Here is a 17,889-nt window from a genome sequence, read left to right on the forward strand (position 1 = left end):
GAATCTTACTTGATGCGCTGACCCGGCTTGGCGCCGCTGTCAGGGCTGAGCAGGTAGATTTCTTCGCCGCCAGGGCCGGCAGCCATCACCATGCCTTCGGAGATGCCGAACTTCATTTTCCGTGGCTTGAGGTTGGCGACCATCATGGTCAGGCGACCATTGAGCTTGGACGGATCCGGATAAGCGCTCTTGATCCCGGAGAACACGTTGCGTTGCTCGTCACCGATGTCCAGGGTCAGGCGCAGCAGCTTGTCGGCGCCCTCAACATGTTCAGCCTTGAGGATCAAGGCAACGCGCAGGTCGACAGCGGCGAAGGTATCGAACTCGACTTCCGGCGACAGTGGGTCCTTGGTCAGTTCGCCGTTGCCGGCAGGTGCAGCATCGCCGGTGTCGGTAGCGCTGGCGGTCAGGTCTTCCTTGGAGGCATCGCTCATGGCTTGCACTTTTACCGGGTCAATACGGGTCATCAACGGTTTGAATTCGTTTAGCTGGTGGTTGCTGAGCAAGGTGGCGTGGTCGTTCCAGGTCAACGGCGCGACGTTCAGGAACGCCTCGGCGTCGGCGGCCAGCAACGGCAAGACCGGCTTGAGGAAGATCACCAACTGGCGGAACAGGTTGACGCCCAGGGCGCAGATGGCCTGGACTTCATCCTGCTTGCCTTCCTGTTTGTTCAGCGACCACGGCGCCTTGTCGGCAATCCAGGCGTTGGCACGGTCAGCCAGGCCCATGATTTCACGCATGGCCCGGGCGAAGTCGCGCGCCTCGTAGGCTTCGGCGATGCTCGGCGCAGCCGCCAGGAACGCTTCGGTCAGTTCCGGTGCGGCGTTGCCGGCCACCAGCAAACCACCGTTGCCCTTTTGGATAAAACCGGCGCAACGGCTGGCGATGTTGACGACTTTGCCGACCAGATCGGAGTTGACCTTCTGCACGAAGTCTTCAAGGTTCAGGTCGAGGTCGTCGACGCCACGGCTCAGCTTGGCCGCGTAGTAGTAGCGCAGGTATTCCGGCGACAGGTGATCCAGATAGGTCCGCGCCTTGATGAAGGTGCCGCGCGATTTGGACATTTTCTGACCGTTGACGGTCAGGTAGCCGTGCACGTTGATGCCGGTCGGTTTACGGAAACCGGCGCCTTCGAGCATCGCTGGCCAGAACAGGGCGTGGAAGTTGACGATGTCCTTGCCGATGAAGTGGTACAGCTCAGCGGTGGAGTCCTTGCCCCAGAACGCGTCGAAGTCCAGCTCCGGCGTGCGGTTGCACAGGTTCTTGAAGCTGGCCATGTAGCCGATCGGCGCATCCAGCCAGACGTAGAAGTACTTGCCAGGTTCGCCCGGGATTTCGAAACCGAAGTACGGCGCATCGCGGGAGATGTCCCACTGTTGCAGGCCTGCATCCAGCCATTCGGCGATTTTGTTCGCCACGGCTTCTTGCAGGGTGCCGCTGCGGGTCCAGGTTTGCAGCATGTACTGGAAGTCCGGCAGCTTGAAGAAGAAGTGCTGGGAATCCTTGAGCACCGGGGTGGCGCCAGAGATCGCCGACTTCGGATCCTTCAGGTCGGTCGGTGCGTAGGTCGCACCGCATTTTTCGCAGTTGTCGCCGTACTGGTCTTCGGTGCCGCATTTCGGGCAGGTGCCCTTGATGAAGCGGTCGGCCAGGAACATTTTCTTTTCCGGGTCGAAGTACTGAGTGATCGAACGCTGGGCGATGTGCCCGGCGTCGCGCAGCTTCAGGTAGATCTGGCTCGACAGCTCACGGTTTTCTTCGGCGTGAGTGGAGTGGAAGTTGTCGAAGTCCACCAGGAACTCGGCAAAGTCGGCGCTGTGTTCAGCCTGGACGTTGGCGATCAGTTGTTCCGGGGTGATGCCTTCCTTTTCCGCGCGCAGCATGATGGCCGAACCGTGGGCGTCGTCGGCGCAGACATAAATGCATTGATTGCCGCGGTGCTTCTGGAAACGCACCCACATATCAGTCTGGATGTATTCCAGCATGTGGCCAAGATGGATCGAACCATTGGCATAGGGCAGGGCGCTGGTGACGAGGATCTTGCGTGGCTCGGACATGGGGCTCGGCTACTTGATGAAACGGAGGTCGGCCACTATAAAGCGCCGGCGCATATTTTTCACCCCCGAGAACCTTATGCCCGGTCCGGCAAATTGCGTGTGGCCATCGGATTATTGTCACATTCTGAAAGCATGCCGTCCGGCCTTTAGAACAGGTAGGATAGCCGCCTGATTTTCAGTCCTGCTATCGGAGTTGCCCATGAGCGCCGTCAATCGCGCAGCGGTGGAAGCCGTCCTTCGCCAATACACCGACCCTTACCTGAACCAGGACCCGGTCAGCGCCGGGTGTGTGCGCAGCATCGACATCCAGGGTGATCGCGTCAGCGTCCAGCTGGAATTGGGTTACGCCGCCGGTTTGTTCAAGAGTGGCTGGTCGCAGATGCTGCAAATGGCGATCGAAGGCCTCGACGGCGTGACGACCGCTCGCGTCGACATCACCAGCGTGATTGCCCCGCACAAGGCCCAGGCGCAAATTCCAGGCCTGGCCAACGTCAAGAATGTAGTGGCCGTGGCGTCCGGCAAGGGCGGCGTGGGCAAATCCACCACCGCCGCCAACCTTGCGCTGGCCCTGGCCCGTGAAGGCGCCAAGGTCGGGATTCTCGACGCGGACATCTACGGTCCGAGCCAGGGCATCATGTTCGGCATCCCCGAAGGCACCCGACCGAAGGTCAAGGATCAGAAATGGTTCGTGCCCATCGAGTCCCATGGCGTCGAAGTGATGTCGATGGCGTTCCTGACCGACGACAACACGCCGATGGTCTGGCGTGGGCCGATGGTGTCGGGCGCGCTGCTGCAACTGGTGACCCAAACCGCCTGGGGCGATCTGGATTACCTGGTCATCGACATGCCGCCAGGCACCGGTGACATCCAGCTGACCCTGGCGCAGAAAGTCCCGGTGGCCGGTGCGGTTATCGTCACCACCCCGCAGGATCTGGCGTTGTTGGACGCACGTAAAGGCGTCGAGATGTTCCGCAAGGTCAACATCCCGGTGTTGGGCGTGGTGGAAAACATGGCCGTGCACATCTGCTCCAACTGCGGACATGCCGAGCATCTGTTCGGTGAGGGTGGTGGCGTGAAGCTGGCCAGCCAGTACGGCGTTGAGCTCCTGGCTTCGTTGCCGCTGGCGATGACCATCCGCGAACAGGCCGATGGCGGCAAGCCAACCGTGATCGCCGAGCCGGACAGCCCGATTGCGATGGTGTATCAGGAACTCGCCCGCCACGTTGGCGCGCGGATTGTGTTGCAGGAAGCGGCGACACCGGCGATGCCGAACATCACCATCAGCGACGATTGATCTGCATCGACTGTTAAAAGATCGCAAGCTCCTACAGGGCAATGCAAAACCCTGTAGGAGCTGTCGAGTGAAACGAGGCTGCGATCTCTTGATCTTGCTTTAGATCCGCAACCCGCCATCCATTTCCAGGATCCGGCCGGTGTAGTAATCGTTCTCGAAAATGTACGCCGCCGAATGGGCGATCTCGTCCGGCTTGCCCATGCGCTTGAGCGGAATACCGGCCGTCATTTTCTCCAGCGCTTCGGGCTTCATGCCCAGGGTCATTTCGGTTTCGATGAAGCCCGGCGCAATGCCCGCCACACGAATACCGTAGCGCGCCAATTCCTTGGCCCAGGTCACGGTCGCCGCCGCCACACCCGCCTTGGCGGCAGAGTAGTTGGTCTGGCCAACGTTGCCGGCACGGGAAATCGAGGAGATATTGATGATCGCGCCGCTGTTGTTCAGCTCGACCATTTTTGCCGCGACTTCACGGGTGCACAGGAACACACCGGTCAGGTTGACGTCGATCACCGCCTGCCACTGGGCCAGGCTCATCTTGGTCATTTCGCCGTCCTTGACCTTCAGCAGCAGGCCGTCGCGCAGGATCCCGGCGTTGTTGATCAGGCCATGAATCGCGCCGAAATCTTCAGCCACCTGGGCGACCATGTGCGTGACTTGCTCTTCATTGGCGACGTTGCACAGGTAGGCGCGGGCTTCGACACCCTTGGCCTTGCAGGCGGCGACCGTGTCGTCGAGCTTTTCCTGGTTCAAATCGACCAGCGCAAGCTTGGCGCCTTTAGCGGCGAAATACTCGGCCATGGAACGGCCTAAACCCTGGCAACCGCCAGTGATAATGATTACTTTGTCGGTGAGTTGCATTCGCATGCCCCAGTAGCAGGTTGGAGTGGTCTTCCTTCTAGAGAGCCTCTCGATCTGCACCGGATGTGGCCTGGTTGCACATGAGAACTGCCCCGATGGCGTACTGGAAACTATCCCCAGGCGCCTGTCCGTTTTTTCGACGGATTCTATTTAAGGAGTCATAAATTGAGCGTAGAAGCGGCCAAGAATGCCCGAGAATTGCTTCTCAAGGAATACCGTGGAGTGCTGTCGACACACTCCAAGTCGATGCCGGGTTTCCCGTTCGGCTCCGTCGTTCCTTACTGCCTGGACGAGCAAGGGCGGCCGCTGATCCTTATCAGCCGCATCGCACAGCACACCCATAACCTGGAAAAAGACCCGAAATGTTCGTTGTTCGTGGGCGAGCGCGAGGCCGATGATGTGCAAGCCGTTGGTCGCCTGACTTACCTCGCTGAAGCAGAAAAGCTCGAGGACGAGGCGGCCATCGAAGCGGCGGCGGAACGTTACTACCGCTATTTCCCGGATTCGCAGAGCTACCACAAGGCTCACGATTTCGATTTCTGGGTGCTCAAGCCTGTGCGTCACCGCTACATCGGTGGTTTTGGCGCGATTCACTGGGTCGATCACCTGACCTTGGCCAACCCGTTTGCCGGCAAAGCCGAAGCGAGTATGGTCGAGCACATGAATGCCGATCACGCCAAGGCCATCGCCCATTACGTCGATCTGGCAGGCCTGCCGAAAACCGAGCCGGCACAATTGGCGGGCATCGATACTGAAGGCATGCACCTGCGCATTGGTCAGGCCCTGTACTGGCTGCCGTTTCAAGCGCCTTGTAATACGCCGACACAAGTGCGCGAAGCCTTGGTTTTCCTGGCTCACGCCGAACATTGGCCGAAAAATGAAGTGGCCGATGCTTGAATTCACGAATCGGCGACGTCATCTAGGGAAGACTGGCAAGGCATTCTTGCGTTGAGGAACCATTTGATGCGCCCTTTTTTATTGCTCTTTGTACTGTTTCCGGTGTTGGAGCTGTTCGTATTCGTCAAGGTCAGCGGGGCGATCGGGTTTTTCCCGGCCTTGCTGCTGATTATTCTCGGCTCGATGCTCGGCGTGTTCGTGCTGCGCATCGCCGGTCTGGCCACCGCATTGCGGGCTCGTGAAAGCCTGAACCGCGGCGAACTGCCAGCGCAGACCATGCTCGAAGGCCTGATGCTGGCCTTGGCGGGCGGTCTGTTGATCCTGCCGGGTTTCGTCACCGACGTGCTGGGCTTAATCATGTTGCTGCCGATCTCCCGTCGACTGCTGGCCAATAAAATGCGCCAGCGCGCCGAGGAGCAAGCGATCCGTCAGCGAGCGTTCGCCGATGATCTTCAACCCCGAGGCGGTCCTGCTCCGCGAGCGCCGCTGGGCCGCGAGCCCGATGTGATCGAAGGCGAGTTCGAACACCGCGATTCCAAGTAACACCTTTCAAAGACACGGCACCTTCGGGTGCCGTGTTCGTTTTTGGGGCGTCAAGGTGAAAATTTTTTGCTCCTCGCCCTTGTAATCAGCTTGTACGCCCTTATGTAACGGTCACCGCAAGGTTTCTGGCGATCACGCCAGACAGACTTCCGCGTCTCGCTTGTCGAGCCGCACCCGGCACCGCCGGATTTGTTAAACCCGCCGGGAATACACCGGCCGATGAAAACCACAATTAGGAGAGATCGACAATGAAGCTTCGTCCTCTGCATGACCGCGTCGTCATCCGTCGCAGCGAAGAAGAAAAGAAAACCGCTGGCGGTATCGTCCTGCCAGGTTCGGCTGCTGAAAAAGCCAACAGCGGCGAGATCCTCGCTGTCGGTACCGGCAAAGTGCTGGATAGCGGTGAAGTGCGTGCACTGGCCGTTAAAGTGGGTGACAAGGTTGTGTTCGGTCCTTACTCCGGCAGCAACACCGTGAAAGTCGACGGCGAAGACCTGCTGGTAATGAGCGAGAACGAAATCCTCGCTGTTATCGAAGGCTGATTCCCCGCTCATTTTCCCGCTACTACAAAGTATTTAAGGAATATCGATCATGGCTGCTAAAGAAGTTAAATTCGGCGATTCCGCCCGCAAGAAAATGCTCGCCGGTGTCAACGTCCTGGCTGACGCAGTAAAAGCGACCCTGGGCCCTAAAGGCCGTAACGTGATCATCGAGAAGAGCTTCGGCGCTCCGACCATCACCAAGGACGGCGTTTCCGTAGCCAAAGAAATCGAGCTGAAAGATCGCTTCGAAAACATGGGCGCGCAGCTGGTCAAAGACGTTGCCTCCCGTGCCAACGATGACGCAGGCGACGGCACCACCACCGCTACCGTTCTGGCTCAGTCGATCGTCAACGAAGGCCTGAAAGCCGTCGCTGCCGGCATGAACCCGATGGACCTGAAACGCGGTATCGACAAAGCGACCATCGCTATCGTCAAAGAGCTCAAAGCACTGTCCAAGCCTTGCGCTGACACCCGTGCAATCGCTCAGGTCGGCACCATCTCGGCCAACTCCGACAGCTCCATCGGCGACATCATTGCCGAAGCCATGGAAAAAGTCGGTAAAGAAGGCGTGATCACCGTTGAAGAAGGCTCGGGCCTGGAAAACGAACTGTCGGTTGTTGAAGGCATGCAGTTCGACCGTGGCTACCTGTCCCCGTACTTCGTCAACAAGCCAGAGACCATGACTGCCGAGCTCGACGGTCCGCTGATCCTGCTGGTCGACAAAAAGATCTCCAACATCCGCGAAATGTTGCCAGTACTGGAAGCCGTTGCCAAAGCCGGCCGTCCACTGCTGATCGTGGCCGAAGACGTTGAAGGCGAAGCCCTGGCGACTCTGGTTGTGAACAACATGCGTGGCATCGTTAAAGTCGCAGCCGTCAAGGCTCCAGGCTTCGGCGACCGTCGCAAGGCCATGCTTCAGGACATCGCTGTTCTGACTGGCGGTACCGTTATCTCCGAAGAGATCGGTCTGAGCCTGGAAAGCACTACCCTGGAACACCTGGGTAATGCCAAGCGCGTGATCCTGTCCAAAGAAAACACCACCGTGATCGACGGTGCAGGCGTTGAGACTGACATCCAGGCTCGCGTTCTGCAGATCCGTCAGCAAGTGGCCGACACTTCGTCCGACTACGACCGTGAAAAACTGCAAGAACGTCTGGCCAAGCTGTCCGGCGGCGTTGCAGTGATCAAGGTTGGCGCTGGTTCCGAAGTAGAAATGAAAGAGAAGAAAGCCCGCGTTGAAGACGCCCTGCACGCTACCCGTGCAGCCGTTGAAGAAGGCGTGGTACCTGGCGGCGGCGTGGCACTGGTTCGCGCTCTGCAGGCTATCTCCGAGCTCAAAGGCGACAACGATGACCAGAACGTTGGCATCCAGTTGCTGCGTCGCGCTGTTGAAGCGCCACTGCGCCAGATCGTTGCCAACTCCGGTGACGAGCCAAGCGTTGTGGTCGACAAGGTCAAGCAGGGTTCGGGTAACTACGGTTACAACGCTGCGACCGGCGAATACGGCGACATGATCGAAATGGGTATCCTGGACCCGGCTAAAGTGACTCGTTCGGCTCTGCAAGCGGCTTCGTCGATTGCCAGCCTGATGATCACCACCGAAGCCATGATCGCCGAGATCAAGGAAGACGGCCCAGCTGGCGGCGGCATGCCAGACATGGGCGGTATGGGCGGCATGGGCGGCATGATGTAAGCCAGCCTTACCCTGTACGAAAAAACCCCGCTGGCGTGAGCCAGCGGGGTTTTTTATTGCCTTCATATTGATATGTCAGAGACCGAGGCGCGGCCATCGTCGGATCGCCACCCGGACCAAGCCACGCTCCCACAGGTTCAGCGCAAACCCTGTGGGAGCGGGCTTGCCCGCGATGGCGTCAAATCAGGCGCTAACGCGTTCTGCTTGGGCCACTCGCTCAGCCTTGGAAGCCGGTCGATACAGGATGTAGTAGTAAGACCCCAGACAGATCAGCCAGCAGAAAATCGCCGTCCACACGTTGTGGGAGAAGAAGTGCGCGCCCTGCATCATCCGGCTGATGGAAAACACTGAGCCCAGAGCGAAAGCGAACACAAACGCCTGGCGCGCCAGACGCGGACGACGGTCACGCAGGACAAAGAACAGCGCAAACAGCGTGAAGCCGGTGGCGGCGTGACCCCCCGGCCAGCAACGGCCTGGTTTTTCTGTGTGCGGGCGAGGGCTGAGCAGTTCGCTGTAGGTCTCATGCCCACCGAATTGCTCCAGGCTCCAGGGACATTGCACCGCTGTCACCGCTTTCATCGGCGTCACGAACGATGTCGCCAACGCCAGCGACAGCACCAGGCAACCCAGTTCACGTTTGAACGGCTTGAGCCTGTCCATGAAAAAGGAGCCGATGAAGGCGAGGATGGCAAACACCGAAAACGCGATGACCACTTGCTTGGCGCGGTCATGCACGATGGTTTCCAGGAAGTAACTGTGGCGCCCGATGAAATTCCCGGCGACCGGGTCGTAGAACAGTTTGGCCAGGTCCATGTCCAGCGATGTCAGTTCGAGCAACATCAAAATGATCGCCGCAACGGCGGGGACACCCAGGCATACCCAGAAATTGAGCGGGCGAGGGGTGGGACGGACAGCGGATGATGACATGACAGATCCTGCAATTGAATAAACCCCGGGGCATCAGCCCGGGGCCATTCGATTAACGTTCGCTGACTTGACCGGCACCCTCCATGGGCGCTCTCCAGCCAAGTAGCTGTTGCTTGAAGCCATAACTGGCGGTTTGGTAATACGTGATGGCGCGTGTGATCAAGGGATCGCTGTTGGTGGCACGTGACTCGCTACTTTCGGTCAGCGCATCATCGTGGCGGCGCAATCCTTGCCGGGGGCTCAGGATCGCCAGATTTTTGCCATCGAACAAGCCCAGATGCTGATAATTGCCAACCACCACGCGTGGCGGCAGCGGATTATCCTGCAGCAGGTTACGGCCGAAGAACGTCGACTGATAATCCAGATTCAGCAGGCCCAGCAAGGTCGGGGCGAGGTCGATCTGACTGGCCAGTTGCGCCGTTTCACGAGCTTCAATCAATTTCGGCGCATAGACGAACAGTGGAATCTGATAGTTGCTGATCGGCAGATCCTCTTTGCCCGCGCTGCCGGCTGTGTGGTCGGCGACAAAGACAAAGATCGTATTATCAAACCACGGCTTCTTGCGTGCCTGATCCAGAAACTGACCGATGGCATAGTCCGTGTATTTCACTGCACCGTCACGACCGCTGCCCGATTTGATGTCGATCCGGTTGTCAGGATAGGTATAAGGACGATGGTTGGAGGTGGTCATCAGTTGCAGCAAGAACGGCTGTTGTTTGGCGTGGTTGGCATCGGCCAGTTTCAGCGTCTGGGCATAGAGGTCTTCATCCGCCATGCCCCAGGCATTCTTGAATTGGATCTCGGCTTCATCGACGCTGCTCTGGTCGACCACGCGGTAACCGTTACCGCTGAAGAACGCATTCATGTTGTCGAAGTAACCACGACCGCCATAGACGAACACGCTGTCGTATCCCACCGCGGCCAGTTGCTGCCCGAGGCTGGCGAAACCGCTTTCACGCCCCACACGCTTGACGATCGAGCGTCCCGGCGTCGGCGGAATAGCCAGCGTGATGGCTTCCAGGCCACGATCGGTACGGGTGCCGGTGGCGTAGAAATTGTTGAAGTACAGGCTCTGCTTGCGCAAGGCGTCGAGATTAGGGGTCAGGTTACGGTTGTCCCCATTGCTGCCCATGTACTTGGCGCTGAAACTTTCGATGGTCACCAGCACGATGTTGGGTTTTCGCAACACGCCCGGGTTGTCGATCATGCGACGAATGTCCTGCGGATCTTCGCCAACGAAACGGGCATTGGGTTCGCTCAGTTCAGTACGAATCTGCTGGGCAACGACGGCGGGCGGCAGGCTACTGTAGAACTGCGGGTAATCCAGTTCATTGTTACGGAAGGCGGCGAAGAACTGGTAGGGGCCATTGCTTGCCAATTCGTTCTGATAGGCGTTCCCGCCTTGAGCGCGCGGCGCGTCCTGGCTGAGCAACTGCAGGCTCAGGCCGGCAACGAGCAATAGAGCCATGGCATTCACCAGCCGATTGCGCAAAGCAGGCAGTGGCGAATCCAGCGCGCTATTGAACGGTTTGCGCAAGGCAAAGCTCATCGCTACCGCCAGTACCGCGAGGATGCTCAGCAGCGTACCGATCGGATAGGATTCGAGCAGGTTGTTCAACACTTCGTCGGAATACACCAGGTAATCGACGGCGATGAAATTGAAGCGCACACCGAACTCATCCCAGAACAGCCATTCGGCAACCGAAACGAACAACATGGCGAACAGACTGACGGTCAGTAGCCCCTGAAGGAACCAGCGATGACCACGGCGGCGCCACAAGGCGGGTGGACAGAGCAGCAGATAGAGACCCATCGGCAGCGCCGCGTAGGCAATGAAGCCCAGGTCGTACAGCAAGCCAACGCCAAATACCGAGAGAAAGCCGCTGCCGGCCTCATTCAGGTGCGTGAGCAGCAGGACCGTTCGGGTCAGTGTGAAAATGGCCAGCCAGGCGCCGGTTACGAGCAGCAGAAATCGTATTGGCGCAGTCTTGAAGAAGTCCATTATGCGAATATCCCTTAATTACAATCGCGCGAGAGTCTCGCTCAACCGCAGAGAGACGCTCTGTGAATCGATAGTGAAAAGCTTGTTCAGCCCTTCATTTGGTTGAGCGGATGGATTCTCGCACAGTTCGGCCCTAGCCCTGAATCACTCTTGGCCTTAAGCTGCGCGGGCCATGACGGCCGTTGCTGTGTACGGAGGAGGTGCTCATGCGAATTCTATTGGTTGAAGACAACCGCGATATCCTGGCCAATCTAGCCGATTACCTGGGGCTCAAAGGCTACACCGTGGACTGTGCGCAGGACGGTTTGTCAGGTCTGCATCTGGCGGCTACCGAGCATTACGATTTGATCGTACTCGATATCATGTTGCCTGGCATCGACGGTTACACCCTTTGCAAACGCCTGCGCGAAGACGCCCGCCGTGACACGCCGGTGATCATGCTCACTGCGCGTGACCAGCTCGATGACCGGCTGCAAGGCTTCAAGTCCGGTGCCGACGACTACCTGATCAAACCGTTTGCCCTGTCCGAACTGGCCGCCCGCATCGAAGCTGTCATGCGTCGCACCCAGGGTGGCGGTCGACGATCCTTGCAAGTGGGGGATTTGAGCTACGACCTCGACACTCTGGAAGTGACCCGTGAAGGCCGTCTGCTCAAACTCAACCCGGTCGGCCTGAAGCTGCTCGCCGTGCTGATGCAGAAAAGTCCCCATGTGCTGCGTCGCGAAATTCTCGAAGAAGCCCTGTGGGGCGATGACTGCCCGGACAGCGACAGCCTGCGCAGCCACGTGCATCAGCTGCGTCAGGTGATCGACAAACCATTCGCCAAGCCATTGCTGCAAACCGTTCACGGTGTCGGTTATCGCTTGGCCGAGGGCCGTGATGGAGTTTAAGCAGAGCCTTGCTCAACGGATCATCATTGCCTTTGCATTAATGAGCGCGCTGGTGGCGGGGGCCTTTGCCATGGGCATTGTGGCGACCGTGCACCTGGTGGAAGAAAAGCTGATTTCGGCGGGGCTCGGTGGCGACTTGCAGCGCCTGTTGCTGATGGACAGCGTCTCGGACTGGAGCCATCGCCCCGAGCCAGACCAATTGTTCTACTTCAGCGGCGGGCCGGGAGACTTTGCGCTACCCAAGGATCTGCGGCACCTTGATGCCGGATTTCACGAGGTTTTTCGTGAGAATCTTTCGTATCACGCGATAGTCGAAATCGTTGATGGCCGGCGTTACGTCCTGCTTCAAGACCAAAGCGATTTCGAAGAGCGTGAGCGGGTGCTGTTTGCCGTGGTGTTGGTCGGCTTCGTGCTGAGCCTGGCGTTGGCGGTCTTTCTCGGCTGGATCCTGGCGCGCAAAGTGATGGCGCCGGTGGTACGACTGGCCCGCCAGGTGCGCCATCGCGATCAACTGTTGGGGCTGGCCCCGCCTCTGGCTCCGGATTATGCCGCCGACGAAGTGGGCGAGCTGGCCGTTGCCTTCGACGCCACCCTTGGGCGTTTGCGCCAGGCATTGACCCGCGAGCGGTTGTTTACCAGTGACGTCAGCCACGAACTGCGCACACCGTTGATGGTGCTGGCCAGTTCCTGTGAGCTACTGCTGGAAAACCCCCACCTTGATCAGCGCGGTCACGCCCAGGTCGAGCGTATCGCCCGCGCGTGCGAAGAGATGCGCGAGCTGGTGCAAACGTTCCTGATGCTGGCTCGGGCCCAACGAGAAGACGCCAGCATGTCGCCGCAGCAATCGGTCCGTCAGATAGCCGACGGCCTGCTCAATCTGTGGCGCGAACCGATCGAAGCCAAAGGACTGAAACTGATCTTCGAGCCGGGCGATCCGCAGGACACGGGCTACAACGCGACCCTCTTGCACGCGGTAATGGGTAATCTGCTGCGTAATGCACTGCATTACACGGAAGACGGTTTCATCCGCCTGACGCTGACCGCCACGGGATTCATTGTCGAGGACAGTGGCGTGGGCATTCCCGAGGATAAGCGCGAGGCGATGTTCGAACCGTTCGTACGTGGCAGCGAGAAACGCGGCGAGGGCCTGGGGCTTGGACTGTCGCTGGTACAGCGGATCTGTGAGAACCAGGGCTGGAGTGTCAGCCTGACCAACATGGAACCCAATGGCTGTCGTTTTGAGGTGGAGTTAAGCCAGAAGTAGTCTGGGGCGGCGCCAAAGATCGGGACTCCAAGCCATCGTTGTTCTCCTGAAAGATCCTGAAATGATTGGGTGTCTACGGCACACTTTTTTCACAAAGGGATGACCTGAGACTCACACCAATCTACCTATGGTGGTAGTCATCTGAAGCTCAGGAGACCGCTAAAATGGATGGCCCGATCAAACTTGATTTCTCTGAAAAATACGACGATCAGCATGCGCAACGGTACTTGCGCAAGCATCAGGACGGAGTGGGGCGTCGCTTGTCCCACTGGCGTGACGAGCAGTTGGTGCGTAAGGCGCTGGCACTGGCTGGCGAACCTGGGCTGATCCTCGACCTGCCATGCGGCGCCGGGCGCTTCTGGCCAGTACTGGCGGAAAAGGCCAATCGAGCCATCATCGGGGCCGATAATTCCGAGTCAATGTTGAAGGTCGCCGCCAAGTCGCAACCGGCCGACGTGGTAAAGCGGGTAAAACGTTTGCAGACTTCTGCATTCGATATTGAGTTGCCCGACAATGCCGTCGACTGCATTTTCTGCATGCGCTTGCTCCATCACATCGGCGACGCCGAACACCGAATGACCATTCTGCGCGAATTCGAACGTGTCTCACGGGACAGCGTCATTATTTCGTTGTGGGTCGACGGCAATTTCAAGGCCTGGAAACGCAAGCGTGCAGAGAAGCAGCGTGGACAGAAAGGTTACCAAAACCGATTTGTCTTACCGGCTGCCACGGTAGAAAAGGAGTTTGAACAGGCAGGTTTCCGTATTCAGGAACAATTGGACTTTTTACCGCTCTATGCCATGTGGCGGGTTTATGTATTACGCAAGAGGTAACAGATGGCAGTGCAATGTGCAGCAGAAACGGAAGTCGCTCCCCAGGACCGCTTCGACTATTTCTGGAATAAGCGCGGTGAGTGGGTAGAAGAACCCAACGTCCGTCGCGGTGGAGAAAGTGGCGTACAGCGAGTCAATGGCAGCGATGGCCAGCTGCTCTACACCAAGCGCCAGACCGGGCATATTTATCGCAGTTTGTTTCACCCCTTTGGCCGACCGACGGTGTTGCGCGAGCGTGACGCCCTGACCGGTTTGCGCGAGTTGGGCGTGCGCGTGCCTGAAATGGTGTTCTGCGGCGCACAACGCGACCCTGTGCACAAATGGCGCGCCTTGCTGGTGACCAAGTCGCTGGACGGTTTCGAGGAAATCGAACATTGGTACGCGGGCGGTGGGCGTGAGCGTCATGGTGAAGCGGTCCATGAACGCGTGTTGAAGGATCTGGCCGAGAACCTTGCCCGTATGCACAAGGGCCGTTGGCAGCACAGCTGCATCTATATCAAGCACGTCTTCGTGCGTGTCACTGGCGAAGGTGATTCAGCCAAGGCTGAAGTCGCATTGATCGATCTGGAGAAATGCCGCCAGCGTCTGACCGCTCAACACGCGGCAGCCCATGACATGAAACAACTGCGTCGCCATTCGTCGTTCAGTGATACGGACTGGACAAATCTCGTCTACTTTTATGAGACGGCGTTCGGCAGCGCTATCAAAGGTTTATAGCGATGAAACTCGAAATTGCACGAGGTTTGTTTTTAGCAGGAGCCTTGGCAGTTGCTTCGTTGGCGGTGGCTGCCTGGGAGCAGCCCCGCACGCAGGTCATCAGTTCAGTGAGCGCTGATGCTCACTGTCCGTTGCCACGCGTTGCCAAGGCATCCGTGGCGACCCATCCCGATCATGATTTATTGCTGTTCATGTTCGGACTTTCTCAAGGAATGAGGCCACAAAGTTGAACAGACTCAAGCCAACATAAAAGGCCTCGATCATTCGAGGCCTTTTTTTTGCGTCCTTTTTTTATCAAAAATCGCCTGTCGCTCCCAAAGGAATCAGAGGCTTTCTTTGACGTCGGGCTTGGCCAGCAGCGTGTAGATACAAGGCAGCACGAACAACGTAAACAACGTTCCGATCGACATGCCGGTAGCGATCACCATACCGATATCAAACCGGCTCACGGCGCCTGCCCCCGTGGCGATGATCAACGGCACCATGCCGAACACCATCGCCGCCGTGGTCATCAATACCGGGCGAAGTCGAATCGCCGCCGCTTCCTCGACCGCCTCGCGCGGCGTCAGCCCTTTGTCCTTGCGCAACTGATTGGCGAACTCGACGATCAGAATCCCGTGCTTGCTGATCAGTCCGATCAAGGTCACCAGTCCGACCTGGGTATAGATGTTCATGCTCGACCAACCCAGGAACAGCGGGATCAGTGCGCCACAGATCGACAACGGAACGGTAACCAGAATCACCAGCGGATCACGGAAGCTTTCGAACTGGGCCGCGAGCACCAGGAAAATGATCGCCAGTGCCAGGGCGAAAGTCACCCACAGTGCGCTGCCTTCCTGAACGTATTGGCGTGACGCACCGGCATAATCCACGGCATATCCGGCCGGTGCCTCTTCTCTCGTGATCTGACGCACGGTGTCGATCGCTTCACCCATGCTCACCAGCGGGACCCCGGACAGAATGGCCGAGTTGAGTTGCTGGAACTGGTTCAATTGCCGCGGACGCGCCCGGTCGCTGACCGTGATCAGGGTCGACAGCGGCAGCAACTCCCCCTTGGTGTTTCTGACGTAGTAGCTATTCAGCCACTCGGGGTTATCCCGGAACGGTCGTTCGACCTGCGCAATGACTTTGTAACTGCGGCCTTCAATGGTGAAACGGTTGATTTCCGCCTCACCCAGCATCGTCGCCAGTGTTCCGCCCAGGTCCTGCATGGACACGCCCATCTGTGCCGCTTTCGCCCGATCGATGTCGACCACGATTTCAGGTTTGTCGAAGGCCAGGTCGACGTCGACGAAAGCGAACTTGCCGGACTCCATCGCGCGTTTTTTCACCCGGTCCATCACCTGCAGCAACGACTCGTAATCGTTGGCCGAGTTGATCACGAACTGAAACGGCAACCCTTCGCCTGTGCCGGGCAAGGAGGGCAGGTTGAAACCGAAGATCTGCAGTCCGGCGATGCTCTCCAGTTTGCGCTGAACCTCGGGCAGGATTTGCATCTGCGTACGGTGGCGCTCGTTCCACGGCTTGAGCAGAAAGCCGCCAATCCCCGATTGCACGCCGTTGAAACCATTGATCTGGAACGAGGAGTAGTACTCGGGGAACGCTTTGAAGATCGAGATGAATTCGTCGGTGTAGGCGCTCAGATAGTCGAGGTTGGCCGGTTGCGGGGCTTTGGCCATCATGAAAATGATGCCCTGGTCTTCGTCGGGTGCCAGTTCCGACTTGGTGAACTTGAGCAGCACCGGAATCAGGCACAGCACGATCACTGCAAACACCAGCACCACCGGCCGGGTGTTCAATGTTCCGTGCAGCAGGCTCTGGTAGCGGCGCTTGAGGCCTTCGAAAATCATGTCCAGCCGGTGCGCCAGGCCGCTGGGATTTTCGTCGTGACGCAGCAACAAGGCGCACATCATTGGCGACAGGGTCAGCGCCACCACGCCGGAAATCACCACTGCCCCAGCCAGTGTCAAGGCGAACTCCTTGAACAGCGCCCCCGTCAGCCCCGTCAGGAAGCCGATTGGCGCATAAACCGCCGCCAGGGTGATGGTCATCGAAACCACCGGCATCGCGATTTCCCGTGCGCCCTCAATGGCCGCGTCGATAGGCGTCTTGCCTTCTTCGATGTGACGGTGAATGTTTTCCACCACCACGATGGCATCGTCCACCACCAACCCGATGGCCAGAACCATCGCCAGCAGGGTCAGCAGGTTGATCGAGTAGCCCATCATCTGCATGAAGAACATCACGCCGATCATCGACAGCGGAATGGTCACCACCGGAATCACCACCGATCGCAGTGCGCCCAGGAACAGGAATACCACCACGATCACGATCAACACCGCTTCGAACAGGGTTTTCACCACCTCGTCGATCGAAGCCTGAATGAACAACGTGGCGTCGTAGGCGATTTCACTCTTGAGGTTTGGCGGCAGCTGGGCTTCCAGCTCCGGCATGATCTTGCGCACTTCCTTGATCACGTCCAGCGGGTTGGCACCCGGCGTCGCCTTGATGCCGATGTATACCGACGGCGTGCCGCCGAAGGAACTGATGGAGTTGTAGTTCTCCGCGCCCATTTCAACCCGCGCGACATCGCTGAGCAGGACCCGACTGTCGCCGGCGACTTTCAGGGGAATCGCGGCAAAGGCTTCGGCGGACTTGAGCTCGGTGTTGGCGTTGATGCTGGTGACCACGTACTCGCCTTTCACTTCACCGGCGGCGGAGAGAAAGTTGTACTGGCGCACCGCGTTGGTCACGTCGCTGGCGCTCAGGCCGAATCCGGCCAGTTTCACCGGGTCCAGCCACAGGCGCATGGCAAACACCTGGTTGCCGAGAATCTCCGCCTCGGCCATGCCTGGCAGGGTGGCGAGTTTGGGTTGAATGACCCGCGACAAGTAGTCGGTGATCTGCGGGTTGCTCAGCTCCTTGCTGAAGAAACTGATGTACATGAGCGCCGAGGCGTCGGCAGCTTCCTTGCTCAGCACCGGATCTTCAGCGTCCTGGGGCAGCTGATTCTTGACCTCGTTGGCCTTGGCCAGCAGCTCGGTGAACAAGCGGTCGCTGTTGGAGCCGATGCGCGCATAGACCGAGATCACCGAGAAGTTCTGGCGACTGACCGAGGTCATGTAGTCGATGCCTTCGGCGCTCGCCAGGCTCTGTTGCATCGGTTGGGTGATGTAGCCCTGAATGGTCTCGGCGTTGGCCCCCGGATACGCGGTGGTCACCGTGATCAAGGCGTTTTCCATTTGTGGGTATTGGCGCAGCGGCAGCTTGCTCCAGGCCTGAAAGCCGAGCAGCACAATCAACAGGCTGACCACGGTGGCGAGCACCGGGCGGCGGATGAACGGGTCAGTAAAAGCCATGGGGATTCCTTGA

At 58.5% G+C, this 17,889-nt stretch carries 15 protein-coding genes; 10 read left to right on the top strand and 5 right to left on the bottom strand.

Features of this window, described 5'->3' with window-relative positions:
• Positions 1-5: 5 nt before the first annotated feature.
• On the bottom strand, positions 6-2,057 hold the full coding sequence (gene metG, locus BLQ41_RS11435; RefSeq protein ID WP_090180789.1) for a methionine--tRNA ligase: 2,052 nt from the start codon (positions 2,055-2,057) through the stop codon (positions 6-8).
• Positions 2,058-2,256: 199 nt separating this feature from the next.
• On the opposite strand from metG, the gene apbC reads away from it, so the two are divergent.
• Positions 2,257-3,351, top strand: coding sequence for an iron-sulfur cluster carrier protein ApbC (gene apbC / locus BLQ41_RS11440; protein WP_090180791.1), 1,095 nt, complete (start codon positions 2,257-2,259; stop codon positions 3,349-3,351).
• Positions 3,352-3,450: 99 nt separating this feature from the next.
• Here apbC and BLQ41_RS11445 read toward each other — a convergent pair whose 3' ends face one another.
• On the bottom strand, positions 3,451-4,209 hold the full coding sequence (locus tag BLQ41_RS11445; protein ID WP_090180794.1) for an SDR family oxidoreductase: 759 nt from the start codon (positions 4,207-4,209) through the stop codon (positions 3,451-3,453).
• A 165-nt stretch (positions 4,210-4,374) separates the two neighbouring features.
• On the opposite strand from BLQ41_RS11445, the gene BLQ41_RS11450 reads away from it, so the two are divergent.
• From BLQ41_RS11450 to groL, 4 genes are all read left to right on the top strand, one after another.
• Entirely contained in the window at positions 4,375-5,106 is a 732-nt protein-coding gene (locus BLQ41_RS11450; protein ID WP_090180797.1) for a HugZ family pyridoxamine 5'-phosphate oxidase, read from the top strand.
• 66 nt (positions 5,107-5,172) lie between these two features.
• Positions 5,173-5,649, top strand: a complete 477-nt coding sequence (locus BLQ41_RS11455) for an FxsA family protein (protein ID WP_090180800.1) — start codon at positions 5,173-5,175, stop codon at positions 5,647-5,649.
• A gap of 248 nt (positions 5,650-5,897) precedes the next feature.
• Positions 5,898-6,191 carry a co-chaperone GroES gene (locus BLQ41_RS11460; protein ID WP_090180803.1) on the top strand — a complete coding sequence of 98 codons (294 nt, stop codon included), beginning with the start codon at positions 5,898-5,900 and terminating at the stop codon, positions 6,189-6,191.
• 49 nt (positions 6,192-6,240) lie between these two features.
• On the top strand, positions 6,241-7,884 hold the full coding sequence (groL, locus tag BLQ41_RS11465) for a chaperonin GroEL (RefSeq protein ID WP_090180805.1): 1,644 nt from the start codon (positions 6,241-6,243) through the stop codon (positions 7,882-7,884).
• A gap of 183 nt (positions 7,885-8,067) precedes the next feature.
• Here the strand turns inward: groL and BLQ41_RS11470 are convergent, their stop codons facing one another.
• The gene (locus tag BLQ41_RS11470; protein WP_090180808.1) at positions 8,068-8,811 is read right to left on the bottom strand and encodes a phosphatase PAP2 family protein; all 744 of its coding nucleotides are present in this window, start codon (positions 8,809-8,811) and stop codon (positions 8,068-8,070) included.
• A gap of 52 nt (positions 8,812-8,863) precedes the next feature.
• The gene (locus tag BLQ41_RS11475) at positions 8,864-10,813 is read right to left on the bottom strand and encodes an LTA synthase family protein (protein ID WP_090180810.1); all 1,950 of its coding nucleotides are present in this window, start codon (positions 10,811-10,813) and stop codon (positions 8,864-8,866) included.
• 206 nt (positions 10,814-11,019) lie between these two features.
• Here BLQ41_RS11475 and colR point away from each other — a divergent pair, with 206 nt between their 5' ends.
• From colR to BLQ41_RS11500, 5 genes are all read left to right on the top strand, one after another.
• The gene (gene colR, locus BLQ41_RS11480; protein ID WP_090180812.1) at positions 11,020-11,703 is read left to right on the top strand and encodes a two-component system response regulator ColR; all 684 of its coding nucleotides are present in this window, start codon (positions 11,020-11,022) and stop codon (positions 11,701-11,703) included.
• A complete protein-coding gene (locus tag BLQ41_RS11485; protein WP_090180814.1) occupies positions 11,693-12,967 on the top strand; it encodes a sensor histidine kinase in 1,275 nt (424 codons plus the stop codon). Before colR ends, BLQ41_RS11485 begins: the two co-directional genes overlap by 11 nt.
• A 164-nt stretch (positions 12,968-13,131) precedes the next feature.
• A complete protein-coding gene (locus tag BLQ41_RS11490; protein ID WP_090180816.1) occupies positions 13,132-13,800 on the top strand; it encodes a class I SAM-dependent methyltransferase in 669 nt (222 codons plus the stop codon).
• 3 nt (positions 13,801-13,803) lie between these two features.
• Positions 13,804-14,517 (top strand): lipopolysaccharide kinase InaA family protein, encoded by a 714-nt coding sequence (locus tag BLQ41_RS11495; protein WP_090180818.1) that lies wholly within the window; start codon positions 13,804-13,806, stop codon positions 14,515-14,517.
• A 2-nt stretch (positions 14,518-14,519) separates the two neighbouring features.
• The gene (locus BLQ41_RS11500; RefSeq protein WP_090180820.1) at positions 14,520-14,747 is read left to right on the top strand and encodes a hypothetical protein; all 228 of its coding nucleotides are present in this window, start codon (positions 14,520-14,522) and stop codon (positions 14,745-14,747) included.
• 93 nt (positions 14,748-14,840) lie between these two features.
• Here the strand turns inward: BLQ41_RS11500 and BLQ41_RS11505 are convergent, their stop codons facing one another.
• Positions 14,841-17,876 carry a multidrug efflux RND transporter permease subunit gene (locus BLQ41_RS11505; protein WP_090180823.1) on the bottom strand — a complete coding sequence of 1,012 codons (3,036 nt, stop codon included), beginning with the start codon at positions 17,874-17,876 and terminating at the stop codon, positions 14,841-14,843.
• Between the last annotated feature and the right edge of the window lie 13 nt (positions 17,877-17,889).

The sequence above is a fragment of the Pseudomonas arsenicoxydans genome (assembly GCF_900103875.1).
Classification (GTDB): domain Bacteria; phylum Pseudomonadota; class Gammaproteobacteria; order Pseudomonadales; family Pseudomonadaceae; genus Aquipseudomonas; species Aquipseudomonas arsenicoxydans.

Bases quoted from the DNA above. Each gene is read 5' to 3' on its own strand.
- metG (WP_090180789.1), bottom strand. From the start codon at position 2,057: ATGTCCGAGCCACGCAAGATCCTCGTCACCAGCGCCCTGCCCTATGCC.
- apbC (WP_090180791.1), top strand. From the start codon at position 2,257: ATGAGCGCCGTCAATCGCGCAGCGGTGGAAGCCGTCCTTCGCCAATAC.
- BLQ41_RS11445 (WP_090180794.1), bottom strand. From the start codon at position 4,209: ATGCAACTCACCGACAAAGTAATCATTATCACTGGCGGTTGCCAGGGT.
- BLQ41_RS11455 (WP_090180800.1), top strand. From the start codon at position 5,173: ATGCGCCCTTTTTTATTGCTCTTTGTACTGTTTCCGGTGTTGGAGCTG.
- BLQ41_RS11460 (WP_090180803.1), top strand. From the start codon at position 5,898: ATGAAGCTTCGTCCTCTGCATGACCGCGTCGTCATCCGTCGCAGCGAA.
- groL (WP_090180805.1), top strand. From the start codon at position 6,241: ATGGCTGCTAAAGAAGTTAAATTCGGCGATTCCGCCCGCAAGAAAATG.
- BLQ41_RS11470 (WP_090180808.1), bottom strand. From the start codon at position 8,811: ATGTCATCATCCGCTGTCCGTCCCACCCCTCGCCCGCTCAATTTCTGG.
- BLQ41_RS11475 (WP_090180810.1), bottom strand. From the start codon at position 10,813: ATGGACTTCTTCAAGACTGCGCCAATACGATTTCTGCTGCTCGTAACC.
- colR (WP_090180812.1), top strand. From the start codon at position 11,020: ATGCGAATTCTATTGGTTGAAGACAACCGCGATATCCTGGCCAATCTA.
- BLQ41_RS11485 (WP_090180814.1), top strand. From the start codon at position 11,693: ATGGAGTTTAAGCAGAGCCTTGCTCAACGGATCATCATTGCCTTTGCA.
- BLQ41_RS11490 (WP_090180816.1), top strand. From the start codon at position 13,132: ATGGATGGCCCGATCAAACTTGATTTCTCTGAAAAATACGACGATCAG.
- BLQ41_RS11495 (WP_090180818.1), top strand. From the start codon at position 13,804: ATGGCAGTGCAATGTGCAGCAGAAACGGAAGTCGCTCCCCAGGACCGC.
- BLQ41_RS11500 (WP_090180820.1), top strand. From the start codon at position 14,520: ATGAAACTCGAAATTGCACGAGGTTTGTTTTTAGCAGGAGCCTTGGCA.
- BLQ41_RS11505 (WP_090180823.1), bottom strand. From the start codon at position 17,876: ATGGCTTTTACTGACCCGTTCATCCGCCGCCCGGTGCTCGCCACCGTG.